Raw genomic sequence first — 18,442 nt, forward strand, 5'->3', positions numbered from 1 at the left:
TACAAATTCGCGGCGCGGAGCGGAAATCTCGGAAAACTCGCTTCGCTCAAACAACCGAGATTTCTTTTCGCTCCGCTTGGAATTTGCTTTACGCCGCTTCCGTTAGGCCGATCTCAATGGGCAATTCCTTCCTTATTCGTAGAGGGGCGGAATGATCTTGTTCTTTTCTCTTGAAAAAAAGAACCAAAAGTTCAAGGCTGCGTCTGCTTCGCTACTCTCTCCCTACACTCCACTGTTCGCGTTGCCAACTCGCTTCGCTCAAACAGCAACGCTCTCGGTCGCTTCGTTCCGCTCGTTCGCTTTACGCTCACCAGACAGAGGCCGGTTCTTTTTCTTCCTCCTCTCTCTCCCTCCTACAAACAGGGGAAATCGTCCATTCTCAACGCCTGTCATGTAGGGGCGGAATGCTTCCGCCCTTATGCGTATTTGCGGTTATTTTATTGAAAATAAAATTGATGCAAGGAGGGCGGATACCATCCGCCCCTACAGACAAAGGGGAAAATTGCCATTCTCCAGGATGAATTTACCCATTGAGACCGGCCTAACGGAAGCGGCGTAAAGCAAATGGGGGCATGGAGCGTAAAGAAATCTCGGCTGTTTGAGCCGAAGGCGAGTTTTCCCGAGATTTCAGCGGAATGCCTCCATTTGTAGCTGCTGGAGTGTAAGCCTTGACTTTTTGGTTCTTTTGGGCCAAGCCAAAAGAACGAAGAGAAACTATGATTACTCCCATTCGTACCGTTCGCGGAAGTCGGCGGGGCGGTTGCGCTTGCGGTAGTCGGTTGGCGAACATTTTAGTTGCTTCAAGAATTGGCGGGTGAAGCTCGGCTGGGTGGCAAATCCACTTCGGGTGGCCACTTCGTACACATCCAAATCCGTATGCGCCAACCAGTCGCAGGCCCGCTTGAGCCGGAATTGCTGCATAAACTGATGCAGATCCATGCCCGTATAGAGCTGAAAGACACCATTTAGCACAGTTGTATTCGTCTGCATGGCGCGGGCTAACTCCTTGCCGGTGAAATATTCACCCGTATCCAGCGCTTGCGCGACTGCATCCACCAGCAGCGATCCCGTGGGCGCGATCTGCCTCTCAACGAGCTCCATGCGCGTCCAACCGTCTGCATTTGTGACGCGTTGCCGGGTAACCACTGGCCGGTACACGTCGTTTATTGAAATCTGTTTCAGTTTAATATCTTTCATACGCGTTTTTGTGCGCAAGGTAAGGACTTTTTCGGTAAAAAGCAAATTTTTCATATCAAACAAAAGCCTGATAGATATGAATTTCATTTATTTCATATCACCACGACAGCGGGGCGATATAAGCGAGCCCTATCCCATATCACCACGACGGTGAGGCGATATAAGCAAGTCCTATCCCATATCACCACGATGGCGGGGTGATATAATCTAGCCCTATCCCATATCACCACGACAGCGGAGCGATATAAGCGAGCCCTATCCCATATCACCACGACGGCGGGGCGATATAAGCGAGCCCTGCTTCATATCGAGCGGCTGGCATAATGATATGAAACAGCCTCAAATCCCCAGCTTCTCCCGTAAGTAGCGCCCGGTGTAGGACGCGGGGCAACGGGCGATATCCTCGGGCGTGCCGCAGCAGACCACGTTTCCGCCCGCCTTCCCGCCTTCGGGACCGAGGTCTATCACGTAGTCCGCGCACTTGACGACGTCGAGGTTGTGCTCGATGATGACAATCGTGTGCCCCCGCTCAATCAGGGCGTTGAAGGCGTGGAGGAGCGTCTTAATATCGTGAAAATGAAGGCCGGTAGTCGGCTCGTCGAAGATAAAGAGCGTCGGTTGCTGCTTCTCCAGGTTCAGGTAGGAGGCGAGCTTGACGCGCTGGTTCTCGCCGCCCGAGAGCGTAGACGAGGCCTGCCCGAGCTTGATGTAGCCCAGGCCGACGTCTTGCAGCGGCTTGAGTTTGCGAATGATTTTCTTCTCCTGCGATCCCTCGTTTTGGGCGAAAAACTCGATGGCCTGGTTCACGGTCATCTCCAGCACGTCGTAGATGCTTTGCCCGCGGTAGCGGATGTCGAGCACCTCGGGTTTGAAGCGTTTGCCGTGGCAGGCTTCGCACTCGAGCGTGATGTCGGCCATGAATTGCATCTCGACCGTCACCGTCCCTTCGCCTTTACACTCTTCGCATCGCCCGCCCTCTTTGTTGAACGAGAAATAGGCGGCCGAATAGCCCATCTGCTTGGCGAGCGGCTGGGCACCAAATAGTTTGCGTATCTCGTCGTAGGCGCCCACGTAGGTGACGGGGTTCGAGCGCGAGCTTTTACCGATGGTGTTCTGGTCTACGAACTCGATGGACTTCAGCAGGTGGATATCCCCCGTAAGCGATTGGCAATCGACACCCAGCGGCGCCTCGTCCAACGCCCGCTTTACCCCTTCGTAGAAGATGTCGCGCACAAGCGAACTCTTGCCCGAACCGCTGACGCCCGTCACGACCGTCATCACCTGGAGCGGGAAGCGGACGTCGATATGCTTCAAGTTGTGCTTGCGCGCGCCTTTGATTTCGATGTAGTTGTTCCACGGACGGCGGTAGGGCGGCAGCTCGATTTGCTCCTCGCCCGTCAGATAGCGCACGGTATAGCTGTCTGATTGGGTCTGCAGATGCGCGACGTCCCCTTGGTAAACCACCTCGCCGCCCAACCGTCCCGCCTTCGGACCGATGTCGATGATGTAGTCGGCCGCGCGGATAATCTCCTCATCGTGCTCGACCACCACCACCGTGTTCCCCAACGCCTGCAACTGGCGCAAGACGCGAATCAAGAGATGCGTATCGCGCGAATGCAGCCCGATGCTGGGCTCGTCGAGGATATAGAGCGACCCGACAAGGCTGCTGCCCAACGACGTAGCCAAGTTGATGCGCTGGCTCTCCCCGCCGGAGAGGGTCGACGAGAGACGGTCGAGCGTCAGATAGCCCAGCCCCACGTCGAGCATGAACTGCAACCGGCTCCGGATTTCCATCAGTACGCGCCGCGCCACGACAGCTTCCGTCTCGTCGAGCACGAGCTGGTCGAAGAATACCTTCAGCTCCGTGATAGGGAGCGAGACCAGTTCGGCGATGTTCCGCCCGCCCACGCGAACGTAAAGCGATTCGGGACGGAGGCGCGAACCGTGGCAATTCGGGCATACCGTCTTTCCCCGATAGCGCGCCAGCATGACGCGGTACTGGATTTTATATTGGTTCTCTTCCACAAACTTGAAAAAGGCATCGATGCCGTACAAACCCTCCGCACCATGCCAGAGGAGCCCCTTCTCTGCCTCGGTGAGCTCGTAGTACGCGCGGTGGATGGGGAAATCGTAGCGCGCACTGTGCTGGATGAACTCCTTGAGCCAAAGCCCCATCACGTCGCCTTTCCAGCAGACCACCGCCCCCTCGTAGACAGAGAGACTCTTGTCCGGGACGACGAGGTCCTCGTCGATGCCCAAAACCTTCCCATAGCCGCCACAGACGGGACAGGCACCCATCGGGTTGTTGAAGTTGAACATCATCTCGGTAGGCTCTTCAAACGTGATGCCGTCTGCCTCAAACTTCTTCGAGAACTCCTTGACGACCTCCGCCGTACCCTCCGGATAGAGTCGCACGCGGCACGTCCCCTGCCCCTCGAAGAAAGCCGTCTCGACAGAGTCGGCCAAACGGTTCTGGAAAGCGTTCCCTTCGGCAACCGTCAGCCGGTCGATAAGCAACTCGAAGGGTTCCTCTACCGATGCCTTCCCGCCCAAGACATCCGCAATACGCCAGGTTTCTCCCCCCTGGAAGAGACGCGTATAGCCCTCCTTCTGGAGGATTTCCAACTGCTCGCGCCACGTGCGCCCCGACGGCGGAAGGATGGGCGCGAAGAGGGCGAAGCGCGTCCCGACCGGATAGGCCATCACAGCCCGCACGACATCCGCCACGTAATGTTTCTTTACCTCTTCCCCCGACACCGGCGAATAGGTCTTCCCCACACGGGCATACAGCAGGCGGAGGTATTCATAAATCTCTGTAGAGGTCCCGACAGTCGATCGCGGATTCCGGACGTTCACCCGCTGCTCGATGGCGATAGCGGGCGGAATACCTTTGATATAATCGCATTCCGGCTTGCTCATGCGCCCCAAGAACTGGCGGGCGTAGGCCGAAAGGCTCTCCACATAGCGACGTTGCCCTTCGGCATAAAGCGTATCGAATGCCAGCGAGGATTTGCCACTACCCGATAGGCCCGTAATCACGACCAATTTATTGCGTGGAATCTCCACGTCGATATTCTTCAGGTTATTCACCCGTGCCCCTTTGATAAATATGGAATTTTTGTCAACCATTTGCTTGTGTATTGTTTTTCTTGCGGATGCAAAGGTACACAAAATTCAAGGCTTTTTATGTACCTTTGCAGGCAATAAAAAAACAGACGGATACATGAGACAGAATTATGTAAAATGGTGCCTGGTCCTTTTGGCGGGACTGATGGTCTCTTGCCGGACCTTGCACGAACCGCAATCTTCCCAGACGATTGCCGAAAACCCCAAGCGGGAATTCCGCGGTGCCTGGATTCAAACCGCATTCCAAAGCGAATATGCCCAGATGACAGTAGACGAGATGAAACGGAGCTTCATCCGCAAACTGAATTACCTTCAGACGTGCGGCATCAACGCGATTATCTTCCAAGTACGCCCCGAAGCTGATGCCTTTTACCGCTCGGAACTGGAACCGTGGAGCCGCTTCTATACCGGCGAACAAGGCCGCGCCCCGGAAGGCGACTTCGACGTGATGGCGTTCCTCATCGAGGCATGTCACCAGCGAGGCATGGAATTCCACGCTTGGCTGAACCCCTATCGCATCAGTACGGCAGGCAATACGCGTTTTGCCGCTTCGCATATTTACCACCGCCATCCGGAATGGTTCGTTACCTACAATAAACAGATTCTTTTTGACCCGGGATTGCCCCAGTCCCGTGCTTTCATTTGCCGCGTGGTGAAAGACATCGTGAGCCGCTACGACATCGATGCCATCCACATGGACGATTACTTCTATCCCTATCCGGCCGCCGGTCAATCCTTTCCGGATGATGCCAGCTTCCGCCGCTACGGATTGGCCAAAGGATACAAACCCAACCAACGGGCCGCGTGGCGACGCGAAAATGTGAATACCCTCATCCGCGAACTGAAACATACCATCGTCCTCCAAAAGCCATGGGTACGCTTCGGAATCAGTCCCTTCGGCATTTATCGCAATAAAAAAAGCGCGCCCAACGGAAGCCGCACAAACGGGCTCCAGAACTACGACGACCTGTATGCAGATATCCTCCATTGGGTAAAAGAGGGCTGGATTGATTATAACATGCCGCAAATCTATTGGGAAATCGGACACCCGGCAGCCGACTACGAGACGCTTATCCAATGGTGGAGCGAACATGCCGAGAACCGCCCGCTCTATATCGGACAAGACGTGGCACGCACCATGAAGGCCGACCAACTAACCGAAAAGATGCAATGGGAACGCCATCTGCCGCACATCCAAGGAAACTGCTTTTGGCCGGCTAACGAATTGCTATGGAACAACCGTGGCGTGGCAGATAGCCTCAAGTGGCATTACCACCGTTACCCCGCTCTCATCCCGGCCTACGTCCACATGCACGACCGCGCCCCGAAAGAGGTCAGCCGCCTCCAGGCGGAATGGACACCCGATGGCTACCTTCTCCACTGGAAAGCCGAACAAGACGAAACAAATCCCGAACTTGCCGCCTACTTCGTAGTCTACCGTTTCGAAGCCAAAGAGGCGATAAACCTCGACGACCCGACGCATATCGTCGCCATCACGCGCAATACCTATTATAAATTGCCCTACGAAGATGGCGATACGAAATACCGTTACGTCGTAACGGCCGTAGACCGCTTTCACAACGAAAGCCCCAAGGGAAAAAGCAAGAAGGTGAAGCTTTAAAAACATAATTATAATGGCCGGAAACGACGGCGTGAATGCCGGCCATTATAACTATGAACGATTATGGTTTCATCCTCCAAACCCTGGGGTTTCGTCCCTGAATCCCCTACTTTCGGATAAGAACTCAAAATTTTTTCTTTAAATCTCTTGCTATTTCATTTTTCCTCCTTACCTTTGCATCGATTCCGCAGCGAATGGGGTTTCGCCTTAGGGAATCAAGAGAAATATTGTAAGCATTTTACGAAGATTATTCCAACTGAAAAATCTGGTAAATTTTAAAGTTTTGCGGAATAATGGACAGTAAATGCTTGCGCTACATACGAGTTTGATGGAGGTTTCCTATAATTTGTGCATATCATAAGTATATGTATCAGTACGGGGAAGCTGAAAATATAATCGTATAGGCGCGGGCTGTTGTTCTATTATTGCAAAACGGGCTTACCAGAGCCTTTCAGTTGATAATAGGCAACGTAAGCCCGCGCTTTCTTTATGTCCGTAATCAAAGCCGGGTGCGTTGTACTAACCTTCGTAAGATTTAATCAAGAGTTTATTAATCAAACATTTTTGTATAATTAAAATTTTAAATCTTATGAACAAAAAAGTACTTACATTGTGCGCGGGCTTTTTGCTCGGCGGTGGTGTACTTTCCTCTTTGTCTGCCGCAAAATTATCAACGGTAGCTAACGATGGAAAGTATTACAAGTTGGAGCTTAAGGCTCAAACGACTAATGGTACATGGAGTCCAAAGAATGATGGCTATTGCATTGATTTGAAAGTTGATGAAGATGGCAAGAATATATTTGGAATCCAGCAAAATCCTTCCAATTATTGGCGTGTTGCTTCTGCTGAAGAAGAAGGAACTTACTACTTAATCAATATTAAGGGTGATACTTTGGTAGTTGCGGACAATAATGCTTTTAGTGTAAAGGAAGATTTGCGAGGTGATGGTGCTAATTATTCTCAGTTAGGTTATCCCGCTACTCCATCTAATTGGGTGGCTTATGACAAGAATGGAGACAATGGTTTCTATAAACTTGTCCAGCAGGGAAACGACTTGACTTCTACCATCGGTGCTGCATTCGATGCTGTAACTGACACAAACAACGATGCATTAAAGAATGCTCTGTTGGAAGCTTTGGAGAACAAAGAAGTTGCCAATCTTACTATGGTGTATAAGGATAAGCCTTCTGAAATAACAGAAGCTATCCAAACAATGGTAACAGCTGCATCATCTGACGCAGACCTCAAGAAAAAGTTGTCTCAAGTCTCAGCTTTAATTGCAGTAAAGAATGGTGAAAAGGGAAATCCAGACCTCGTGATTTCTTTGAATGGTGCTGTAGCTTCTGCTGATGTTACAGTTGTTGAGGTTTCTATTTCTGAAACTGGAACAGTAACTGTTTCTATGCAAAGTCCATATTGGGGTGATTTCTCTTCAATCCAAAGTGACGATGATACATTTGTCATGGTGGCTTACGGAACGGCTATCCGCGCGAAGAAAGATGACAATGGTAATACGGTATACGAGCAGGCTACTTATGATCCAAGCGAATCGAACGCTGCACAATATCAGTGGACATTCGCTCCGAGAGAAACAACTCCGGGTAAGTATGTACTCTCTGTAAAGAATAACTTAGGTGACTGGCTAGTTGCTGAACAAAGCGATGGTACTGATAGCTGGGTTAAAGTAAATGGTATTGAGGTTACTAAAGATGGAAATGGCAACTTCTTATATAACGGAAGCAAGACTCCAATTTATCCGAAAGTAGTTGAGTTGCAGACTTCGAATAATGAATATGTAATTTGGAATCAAGGTACATGGGCATTTGATACAGTTACAAATCCTGCAGACGGAAGAGCATTCGGTGCAGCTTGGGTAGAACGTGCTTGGATGTATGCTGAAGATTTGCTGAAACGTTCAGCTGAATACTTCACATTGGATATCACGTATGTTCATTATGACGAAAAGAACAACAAGATTGAAGACGACTTGACGGGTATCTTTAGCGGCGAATTGACTCCGGTTCAGCCTGTAAATTATGGACAAGGCAAGACTGAGTATAGATTGGCTGATCCGAAGGCTACGAGCTTCATGTTGATGAATGAAAACAATGAGCTTTTGGTTTTGGATACAAATTCCAAGACAGCTTGGTCAGCAGGCAATCAGATTCATGCTTATCAGTTGATAAAAGTTTCCACAAAGGCTTATGAAACAGATCAAGCAAAAGACCGGAATTATCAAGCTTACTTCTCGTTTGAGCATAAAGTAGGTGCAGATGCTGCTACTTTGACTGAGATCCAAAACATTTACGTAGGCAATCATAAGATTGGTTGCTACTTGGATAAACAAACTCCGACATTGGCAGGTCAAGGTAATGTAGGTTCATTGTTGGAAGTTGTATTTGAATTGAATCCATCTACAGCTGTAAATCCGCAGGCTTGGTTGACTTCTCCGTCTTATTACAAAGTAACCGTATCTAATAAGAGAAAAGATGCTCAACACTATGGCAAGGTATTAGGTCAGACGGAAAACGGTTCTATCAATTTCGTAGCTCCAACAAAGACGGATATTGAAAAGCCGGAAGGTCAGTTTGCGATCGAATATGTTAAGGAATACACATACAAAGACAATAAGGGTAATGATGTAGTTGTTCCGGCTCATTATAAGTTCACAAATCGTGAAAATCAAAAGACTTATGAGTTGAGAGCCGCCGATTTGTATACGACAGGTGCGCCAAATGTATTCGCTTATCGTGACTATCGTTACAACTTGATGGATACATTGACTATTGCTCCGGTAACTCAGTATACTTCTGCTGATGGTTTCCGTCGTATTCCTACTGCAGATTTGAATGCAAATACTTACAGCGTAGCATTGAACACAATCGCTGGTCCGCTTTATGTAATCGAGAACCATAACGACAAGCATCGCATTGGTTTGGATGCAGAAGAAGCAACAGCTTGGCGTATTGAACAACCGACTGTTAAGGTAATGGATGTGACAGGCGATCTCGATCATTATGCTGCTGATACGGTATCTGTTTTGACCCCAATTAGATTCTGGGCAGACAATGATTGGAGAACAACTCAGATTGATAATCCGAAGGGTAAATATTATGCTCCGAATACAGAGTTGTTGATCCCGACTTACATCTTGAAGAATACGGCTACTGATGAGTACATGAAGGGTACAAACGAAAACGAAGAAGCAGGTAATACATATTATTTGTGCGATAAAGACTATGCTGTACGTTTGGCTCTGAAGGAAGTTGGTGATAGCACTGTAGTTTTGATTCCTGCATTCCTTGATGATATGGTATATTGGAATGATAATATCAAGAAGACAGAAGGTCGCGAATACGATGATTATGCAGCTGATTTAGAGCTTATAGATTATAAGATTATCGGTGGAACAACTGCAGATAAGGGCGTATTGAAAGCGGCTAATCGTTACGAAGCTACTTCAAACGACCTCTTTGTCATCGAAGCAACAGGTGCTCGTACTTACAAGCTCTTGAACCAGGATGATAAGATTGCGATCTCGTTGATGGAAAACAATGACGAAGTAATCTACGAAGATGGTGAGTTCGCTAACATCGACAATGAACAGGCTTACGATATTAACCCGACATTGTATGTGGATACGGCTTATATCAACCGTCCGGGTAACTACCGTTACGACTACTTGTTGTCTGTTCGTCCGTTCCGCGTAGACAGCATCGAAGAATGCAACAACCCGAACCACGAACATCCGCGTACGACCTTCACGAAAGGCGACTTCTTGGTAGTAATGCGTGATTCAATGGATGTTGAGACTGATAAGAACGTACACAACAACAAGTATGCTTACAACGAGCAGCCGCGCTTGGCATTCGTTCCGGGTATCCACCAGAATGATACATTGTATTACACGGATGCAGCCGGAAAGGTTATCGACAAGGAAGAAGTGGGCAACGCTAAGTACAGCTTCGCTAAGTTCGCCTTCAAGATGATCGACGAAGCAAACAACGAATTCGTAATTGAAACGGCTTACGACTATACTCCGGTTAAATGGGTGAACGGCGAACCAGTAGAATACGAAGTATCTAAGGGTTATCTCCGTTGGGACAACAGCTTCTTGGTTGTAACTCCGAACCTCGATGACGCTGAACACTTCACGATGGAAGCAAGCGAACTCAACGCTACAGCTAACGAATCCATCACTGCAGAAGGCGCAGTAAGCGTAACAGCTACCGACGGTGCCGTCATCATCCGTGGCGCAGAAGGCAAGAATGTAGTCATCGCTACCATCTTGGGTAAGGTAGTTGCTAATGAAACTATCAACTCGGATAACGAGACGATTGCCGTTCCGGCTGGTATCGCAGTCGTTTCGGTAGACGGCGAATCGTTCAAAGTTGTTGTTAAATAATTGAACTAAAGTTCATAACATTATAAATTTAAGTTGTTAATAAATAGTTAATAAGCTGCACAGTGCCCCTCGCGAGAGTCGCCGCAGCGCATAAACGTTAGAAAAAATTCTATTCAACTAATCGCCCCCACCTGCGAAGACCGGGGCGTGAAACTATTAAGAGCCTCTTTCCATGTCAGTGGGAAGGGGCTTTTGTGGCTTCTCCTCCTGCCCTATCCATGCTGCATATTCCACTAGGAATAATAAAATATTCAAGGTGGAATAAATACATATTCAAGGTGGAATAATTATTTATCTCAATTGGAATATGCAGCATGGATAGGACAGGAGGAAAAGCGTCTACCGACTAAATTTCACTGCCAAAGGATGGCAAATCGCCCGATTATTCCTACCTTTGCAGCTAAATAGAGAAACCTTTTATATGATTTTACACGAGAAAGATTTTGAAATCATGGCGCCGGTTGGTTCGTATGAATCACTCATGGCGGCTATCCAAGGCGGGGCGGATTCGATATACTTCGGCATCGAGGGATTGAACATGCGCGCCCGTTCATCCAATAATTTTACGACAGAAGACCTGCGGCGTATCGTGGCTATCTGTCAAGAACATGGCATCAAAAGTTACCTGACGGTAAATACCGTAATTTATGGCGAGGATTTACCTGTGATGCGCGAAATCATCGATGCAGCCAAAGCGGCGGGTATCTCGGCCATCATCGCCTCCGACGTGGCTGCCATGGAATATGCCAACCGCATCGGGCAGGAGGTACACCTCTCGACCCAGCTGAACATCTCGAATGCAGAGGCACTTAAGTTTTATGCCCGCTTTGCGGATGTGGTGGTATTGGCACGCGAATTAAACCTCGGGCAGGTACACGAGATATACGAGGCTATCCAACGCGAGCAAATCCACGGACCGAAGGGCGAATTGATTCGTATTGAGATGTTCGCGCATGGCGCCTTGTGCATGGCGGTCTCGGGCAAATGTTACTTGAGCCTGCATGAGATGAACGCGTCGGCCAACCGGGGTGCCTGTATGCAGATATGTCGGCGCGCTTATACGGTGCGCGATAAAGATAGCGACATCGAGCTGGACGTGGAGAACCAATACATCATGTCGCCCAAAGATTTAAAGACTATCCATTTCCTGAACAAGATGATGGACGCAGGCGTGCGGGTGTTTAAGATTGAAGGACGCGCACGCGGACCGGAGTACGTACGTATCGTGACGGAATGCTACAAGGAGGCGGTGCGCGCTTATTGTGAAGGGACGTTCACAGAAGAGAAGGTGGCCGCGTGGGACGAACGCCTGCGCATGGTCTTCAACCGGGGCTTCTGGGATGGCTATTATTTAGGGCAACGCCTCGGGGAATGGAGTAGCAAATACGGGTCGGGCGCGACGCGGAAGAAGGTCTATGCCGCGCGAGGAATCAAGTATTTCGACAAAATAGGCGTGGCAGAGTTTGAGATGGAAAGCGGCGCGTTGCACGTAGGAGATGAAATCCTTATCACCGGACCAACGACCGGAGCCGTGATGCAAACAGTCGATGAGATCCGCGTAGACCTGAAACCCGTCGAGCAGACCGTCAAAGGAGAGCGTTTCTCTATCCGGGTAGACGAAAAAGTTCGACCTTCCGACCGCTTGTATATCATGCAGATTGTAGAACCCAAGAAAGAATTCAACTAATATGAAACATTATTTGTACGAATGGGAAGACCAGGTACGCGACTACGAATGCGACCTGCAAGGCGTAGTAAACAACGCCAATTATCAACATTACATGGAGCATACGCGCCACCTGTTTCTCGAATCGTTGGGCGAGAACTTCAGCCGGATGCACAACGAGGGACTGGATGCGTTCGTCTCACGAGTAGAAATCCAGTTCAAGCATTCACTTCGTAGCGGCGACCGCTTCCGTTCATGCCTCAACGCCCGGAAAGAAGGCGTGAAGTTGGTGTTCGAACAGGACATCTACCGCCTCCCCGACGAGATATTGGCCACAAAGGGCGTTGTCGATACCGTATTGGTCGAGCACGGACGCCTGACGCGCGGCGAATACTTCGACACGCTCTTAGCGAAAGCTGAGAATCCGATAAAATAACTCTATACATAAAAACTTACAAACTCGAATAACTATGAACTTACTGTATTCCATCGCCCTGACTATGATTAACGGCGTCGGCGGTATTTTGGCCCGTCAGTTACTGAACGCCTTCGACAGTGCAGAAGCGATATTCAAAGAGAAGAAACAACGATTGGAGCGCGTCCCCGGCATTGGGGAATTACTGGCTACGGAAATTCAACGGCCGGAGGTTTTGCGCCGTGCTGAACAGGAATTGGTTTTCATCGAAAAGAATCAAATCCGATGCTTGTACATCGAAGACGAGGAGTATCCGGCTCGCCTTCGTGAATGTCCGGATGCACCATTGCTCCTTTATTATAAAGGTACAGCGGATTTGAACGCACAGCATATCCTAAGCATTGTCGGGACGCGCCATGCCACCCGCTACGGACAAGATACCGTCGCTCAATTGGCAGAAGGCCTGGCCGATACATTTCCAGACGCACTTATCATCAGTGGCTTAGCGTATGGTATCGACGTGTGCGCCCATCGAAGCGCGCTTCGAAACCGGTTGCAAACAATAGGTGTTTTAGCGCATGGGCTCGACCGGCTCTACCCGCCTGCCCATCGGCAGACGGCCATTGAAATGCTTTCACAAGGTGGCCTGCTCACCGACTTTCCAAGCCAAACGAACCCAGATCGTCCTAATTTCCTGAAACGTAATCGCATTATTGCCGGACTTTCAGATGCCACATTGGTAGTTGAATCGGCTCGCAAAGGAGGGTCGCTCGTGACGGCCGCAATCGCTCTTTCCTACAACCGCGAGGTATTTGCCGTTCCCGGCCGCTCAATCGACATGTATTCTGTCGGATGTAATGAGCTCATCCGTCGTCAACAAGCGGGATTGGTTTCCTCTGCAGCCGACCTGATTGAGGCGCTGGGATGGCAAATCGGCTCTGCACCACAAGCACAACAAACGGAGCTTTCGTTCAATGACCCGCCTGAGACAGCACGCCTCGTCGCCTGCCTCCGAGCGCAATCCCCACAGCACATGAACTTGCTGGCCAAGCAGACCGGTCTGGAGATCGCCCAACTTACAAACCTTTTGTTTGAACTGGAGATGGATGGACGCATTCGCTCGTTGCCAGGAAACATGTATGCCCTTAGCTAAACCGGCCGAGCGAAGGTGCGGCATAAGGGTCTTCTTCCCCGTTCACCAAACGTTCACGATACTCCTTCGGCGACAAACCCGTACGCAACCTCACGTATTTCCCAAAAAAGGAAAGAGACGGAAAGTCCAGTTCAATAGCAATCTCTTTGATGCTCTTATCGCTCTTTTTTAGGAGATATTGGAGGTCGCGCATGATAAAATAATGGATAATATCCACAGCCGTATAGCCGCATACTCGCTTACAAACAGACGAAAGATACTTACGGGATACATGCAGCTTCTCGGCATACGTAAACAGGTTTCGGGGCTTCGGATAGGTATTCATCAGTAGTTGGATGAAGCTCCGAACCAACTTTTCGCTTTGCGTAAATTTGGGCGGATCAACCTGGACGAAACGTTCCATATAGTCATGGAATTCATATAGGAATGCCTGCAACAACGCGTTGGTCACTTCCTTTTGATGACGACGGAGCGTACCAGTCAGTTTGCTACGAATCAAGTCATAATATTGGCAGAATGTATTTACCTCATCTGCTTTCAGCGACACAATAGGTGATTTGTCCAAATAGCGGAAAATCTCCCATCCCTCACCTGAGAGGAGCGTGATTTGCTGTACGAATTCTGGCGAAAGGCAGATGCAACGAAAACGCATATCGGCACTCACCATGCTCTTCTCTAAGATAATATAGGGATGACACACTAACACGTCGTCTTTTTTCATCGTGAATAATTCTCCGTTGATGTCGAACGACGCCCGTCCCTTGAGACACAAGATAATCGCTACCATTCCCATGCGCACCGCCCCTTTTTCTTCAAAACGATGCAAATCTTCAATAAAAGCGACACGGTCGTCACAATAAACGGCAATGTTACTGGCCGCAATATCGCCTAAACTACCCTTTCTGATTTCTTCTTGCATGTTCCAATTTTCTTTTCAGGCGCAAAATAAACCATTTTTGATGAGAAAGCCTTGGTCCGAATCGAAAGAAATCTGTTCCCAATAACACCGTAAACAATTTTAAGGAGAGCGGTTGTGTTCCCTCAAACCAGAAGATAAAGAACACACCACGACACGTATTTACGTGCCTCTCTTAACGCATCATGGCTACATAGCGCTTCACTGCCTCACGAATGGAAAGAAGTCCGAACTCGCTGGGCGTAAGCGTATCCGGTTGCCGAATTTGGATAGCCGCCGCATCGTCTGCGGCCCTCGCCTGGTTGAAATCCATGACGTGGCACTCAAAGAACAGGTCAAGCGTATGTACCTCGAATCCCATATAAGGATAGATATTGGGTATAGAAAACAAGTAACGGCAATTGTGAATTTCCAATCCGGTCTCTTCGCGTACTTCGCGAGCTGCAGCTTCCTCTCCCGATTCATACATGTCGACAAAGCCTCCTGGAAGGTCGAGCGTCCCTTTACCCGGATCCTTGGCACGCCGCACTAACAGCAACTCGCCCGCGTCATTACGGATAAAGCAAGCTACCGCTGCCGAGGGATTAAAATAATAGACAAAGCCGCAATGCGTGCACATTTTTGCCTTCTCGTTTCGTTCTACAAATGTCGGCTGGCCACATACGGGGCAATACGTAAATTGATGTAAAGGATGTTGTTTCATGAGATTGAAAAGATAAAAAACAGATGAGGTCGCGCTTTCACTCAACTCGAAAGCGCAACCTCTATGCATACTTTAAAAGTCACAAAAAAGCGACTGTTTTCAAGCCTCTTTACTACCGGAAACCAATGCGGCTGAAGCGGCTGAAGTGTCTTTTACTTCCCAACCCAATGCGCTGGCACCTAACACAGCTGCGTCACTTTCCTTTAGTTGAGAGAAGAGCAACTTCGTCTTGCCCTGATAAATCTTCAACATGTTCTTTTCCATCGCACGCTTAATCGGGTTCATAATCAAATCACCCGACTTTGCCAAACCACCAAACAGGATGATAGCTTCCGGACTTGAGAAAGCAACGAAATCTGCAAAAGCTTCGCCCAGGATATTCCCTGTGAATTCGAAGATTTCCAATGCCATCTTATCGTTCTTCATCGCTGCGTCATACACGTCTTTCGAAGTGATTTCATCCGGATCCAAATCGCGCAAAAGGCTCTCGTCTTTCCGGATTTCCAAGAATTCGCGTGCTGTACGTGCTACACCCGTAGCTGAAGCATACGTTTCCAAGCAACCCTGGCGGCCACAACCGCATGGACGACCGTTGTTCCGACGCACAATCACATGCCCTAACTCACCGGCAAAACCGTCGTGCCCATACACCAAATTACCGCCAATCACGATGCCGCTACCGACACCTGTTCCCAACGTAATGACAATAAAGTCTTTCATACCACGCGCCGCGCCATAGGTCATCTCGCCGATAGCCGCCGCATTGGCATCATTCGTCAAAGCAACCGGAATTCCATCCAAATAATCGCTTACTAACTGAGCCAACGGAATCACACCCCGCCAAGGCAAGTTGGGAGCAAACTCGATGCAACCATTAAAGAAATTGCCATTCGGTGCACCGATACCAATTCCTTTAATCTTTTCCGGACCACCAGCTTGGTCGATAATCGTTTTCAGACCATCGCCCAAAGCCGTTACATATTCGTTAATGTCGGGATACTTGCCCGTCTTAATCGAACTGCTATATAAAATAGTACCACGCGCGTCAACCACGCCAAAAACTGAATTCGTACCGCCTATATCGATACCTACTACATAAGGCTTCTCCATGATTTTATATTTAGGATTAATACTATTGCATTTTTTGTTATCCATGGGCAAATATAGGTTGTTTCTTAAAAGCGGCAATACATTTTTGCCAAAAATTTAGCAGAAAAGTTACATTTTATTGCCGATTGCCTTATATTCTGCCCAAGAATTATGCTGCAGAGCAGAAATTCGCTTTCCAACTACACTTCGATGCTTTCTCCGGCTCGAGACAAGAGTGCGAAACGGACTCCCCGCTCCTCGGCATACGGACCGAAAGAAGCCGCCTCGTCTACCCTCTCCCAAAAGTGCATCGGGACGAAAATCTCGACCGCCAACCTATCCACCAGTTGCTCGGCTCCCCGGGCGAAATCACTCCCGATGCGCGGGTCGATGGGGAACATCGCCACATGTAACCTCGGACACGATTCTTTCAGGTATTTCAATTCATGCAGGAAATTACCCTCCGCCATGCGCACCTCCCGTTCCGTCGCCTCGTCCTTCCGGTGCCAGTTGTTAAGGTCCCCGGCATGGAAAATCGTTTTTCCTTCTACGCGGAGAAGGAACGAGACGCCCACGTCGGTCGAACCAAATGCCCGGACATACAGATGCGCATCTTCAAACAGCTCCCCTTTCCGCAAGAAGAGGGCCTCGCCCGCTGCTGCCCGTTTATGCTTCAGGATATCCCGGCTCAACAGGTAGGTAATATTCTCCTTCCGGCTTTTCCATTCCAACACCTCCCGGCTGAAATGGTCGGGATGAAAATGGGACGACAAGACATACAAAGGCTCCGGGCGGGAAAGGAGCACATCGTGCACGTAGCCCGTCTTGCCATTCGTGTCTCGAAAGTAATCAAACAAGACCGAATAATCCGTTGTCTCCAACGCAAAACAGCTGTGATAGATATAAGTAAGTTTCATCTTCGTTGTCTTTTTTCTTCACGCTTTCAAATATACAACGTTTCAACGGATAATTCTTCCCATTACAAGCGTTAATCATTCTGAAATAAGGCGTCATTTCCGAATGTTTGAACTATATTTGGCTGTGTTTAATCTCATAAATGAATATGGAATATGAAAACATCCACCCTGTTTTGCGTAGCCTTTGCTTGCGGCACCTTTGCCTGCATACCTGAGATGGCAGCTACCCCATCGAACGAAGTCCCGAACACGTTCTTTTCCATCCAGCAATCGAAAGTCAAGAACCTCGGCCGGTTTGTCGAACAGAAATACCCCGGCGCGCGGATTTTGGACCAGGACCACGACGATGGTTTCATCGAAGTTAAAATACGGCACGAAGGCATCGAGAAAATCCTCATCTTCACAGAGGGGAAACGTTGGATTCGGACTATCTGGGAAGTACGCCGCAACCGGTTACCGAAGAACGTCATTTCGGGCGTGAAGCGGGCAGGACTTGCCTACGAAAATATTGATGACAACGATAATATGATTGTCGACAATCCGCAGGGACGTTTCTATGCCGTCCAAATCGACCGAGACAATTACGAACCTATCTTCCTCATGTCGCGCCAAGGGGCGATTGTCCGCAAAATTAATCATGACGATTGGAACGACGGACGCTGGATAGACGATGGCGAAGACCACTTCGACGAAGGCGACGACGAATGGAACCATCTGGACCGCCACCACCCACGTGGACATGACTCGGACGGCGAATGGGATGAAGAAGATGGCCACTGGGACGACGGCGAAGACCGCTTCGATGAAGGCGACGACGAATGGGACGACCTGCATGGGGAACGGGAAGATTGAAAATGCCTCTGCTGGTTCGAATCCAGTCATCCCGACACGGAGCAGGAAGGAGTTAGGCATAGATGCCTGACTCCTTTTTTTGTTTTTGTGCCTTTCTGCATAAATCCATAAGACTTACATTTGCGATTGCAAACCTCCTGCAATTTGCAGTAACCTTACAATTCCGATTGCAAACTTCCTGCAATTTGCAGTAACCTTACAATTCCGATTGCAGACCTCCTGCAATTTGCGGCAACCTTACAATTCCGATTGCAAACCTTCCGCAAGTTTGCGGCAACCTTGCAATTCCGATTGCAAACCTCCTGCAATTTGCGGCAACCTTGCAATTCCGATTGCAAACCTCCTGCAATTTGCGGCAACCTTACAATTCCGATTGCAAACC

The 18,442-nt window shown here is 49.2% G+C and carries 12 protein-coding genes; 6 read left to right on the forward strand and 6 right to left on the reverse strand.

Features of this window, described 5'->3' with window-relative positions; translation table 11 throughout:
* Positions 1-720: 720 nt before the first annotated feature.
* A complete protein-coding gene (locus tag B5F77_RS14480) occupies positions 721-1,284 on the reverse strand; it encodes a helix-turn-helix domain-containing protein (RefSeq protein ID WP_087332040.1) in 564 nt (187 codons plus the stop codon).
* A 252-nt stretch (positions 1,285-1,536) separates the two neighbouring features.
* Positions 1,537-4,326, reverse strand: coding sequence for an excinuclease ABC subunit UvrA (gene uvrA / locus B5F77_RS14485; protein ID WP_087332042.1), 2,790 nt, complete (start codon positions 4,324-4,326; stop codon positions 1,537-1,539).
* Between the two features lie 94 nt (positions 4,327-4,420).
* Between uvrA and B5F77_RS14490 the strand changes: the two genes are divergently transcribed.
* The 5 genes from B5F77_RS14490 (at position 4,421) to dprA (ending at position 13,583) form a co-directional block, all read left to right on the forward strand.
* A complete protein-coding gene (locus tag B5F77_RS14490) occupies positions 4,421-5,944 on the forward strand; it encodes a family 10 glycosylhydrolase (protein WP_087332058.1) in 1,524 nt (507 codons plus the stop codon).
* Positions 5,945-6,533: 589 nt separating this feature from the next.
* Complete coding sequence (locus B5F77_RS14495) at positions 6,534-10,349, forward strand: DUF6383 domain-containing protein (RefSeq protein WP_087332044.1); 3,816 nt, start codon at positions 6,534-6,536, stop codon at positions 10,347-10,349.
* A gap of 421 nt (positions 10,350-10,770) precedes the next feature.
* Positions 10,771-12,036, forward strand: a complete 1,266-nt coding sequence (locus B5F77_RS14500) for a peptidase U32 family protein (protein ID WP_239446380.1) — start codon at positions 10,771-10,773, stop codon at positions 12,034-12,036.
* Position 12,037: 1 nt separating this feature from the next.
* Positions 12,038-12,451, forward strand: coding sequence for an acyl-CoA thioesterase (locus B5F77_RS14505; RefSeq protein ID WP_087332046.1), 414 nt, complete (start codon positions 12,038-12,040; stop codon positions 12,449-12,451).
* 28 nt (positions 12,452-12,479) lie between these two features.
* Positions 12,480-13,583, forward strand: coding sequence for a DNA-processing protein DprA (gene dprA, locus B5F77_RS14510; protein WP_087332048.1), 1,104 nt, complete (start codon positions 12,480-12,482; stop codon positions 13,581-13,583).
* Here dprA and B5F77_RS14515 read toward each other — a convergent pair.
* The 4 genes from B5F77_RS14515 to B5F77_RS14530 form a co-directional block, all read right to left on the reverse strand.
* Complete coding sequence (locus tag B5F77_RS14515) at positions 13,576-14,502, reverse strand: helix-turn-helix domain-containing protein (protein ID WP_087332050.1); 927 nt, start codon at positions 14,500-14,502, stop codon at positions 13,576-13,578. The two genes, dprA and B5F77_RS14515, sit on opposite strands and share 8 nt — an antisense overlap.
* A gap of 172 nt (positions 14,503-14,674) precedes the next feature.
* A complete protein-coding gene (locus B5F77_RS14520; protein WP_087332052.1) occupies positions 14,675-15,202 on the reverse strand; it encodes an NUDIX domain-containing protein in 528 nt (175 codons plus the stop codon).
* Between the two features lie 99 nt (positions 15,203-15,301).
* Positions 15,302-16,312 (reverse strand): ROK family protein, encoded by a 1,011-nt coding sequence (locus B5F77_RS14525; protein ID WP_087332062.1) that lies wholly within the window; start codon positions 16,310-16,312, stop codon positions 15,302-15,304.
* A gap of 179 nt (positions 16,313-16,491) precedes the next feature.
* Entirely contained in the window at positions 16,492-17,208 is a 717-nt protein-coding gene (locus B5F77_RS14530) for an MBL fold metallo-hydrolase (RefSeq protein ID WP_087332054.1), read from the reverse strand.
* 153 nt (positions 17,209-17,361) lie between these two features.
* On the opposite strand from B5F77_RS14530, the gene B5F77_RS14535 reads away from it, so the two are divergent.
* Entirely contained in the window at positions 17,362-18,060 is a 699-nt protein-coding gene (locus tag B5F77_RS14535) for a hypothetical protein (protein WP_140392902.1), read from the forward strand.
* The last annotated feature ends 382 nt before the right edge of the window (positions 18,061-18,442 follow it).

It is taken from the genome of Parabacteroides sp. An277, assembly GCF_002159645.1.
Classification (GTDB): Bacteria; Bacteroidota; Bacteroidia; order Bacteroidales; family Tannerellaceae; genus Parabacteroides.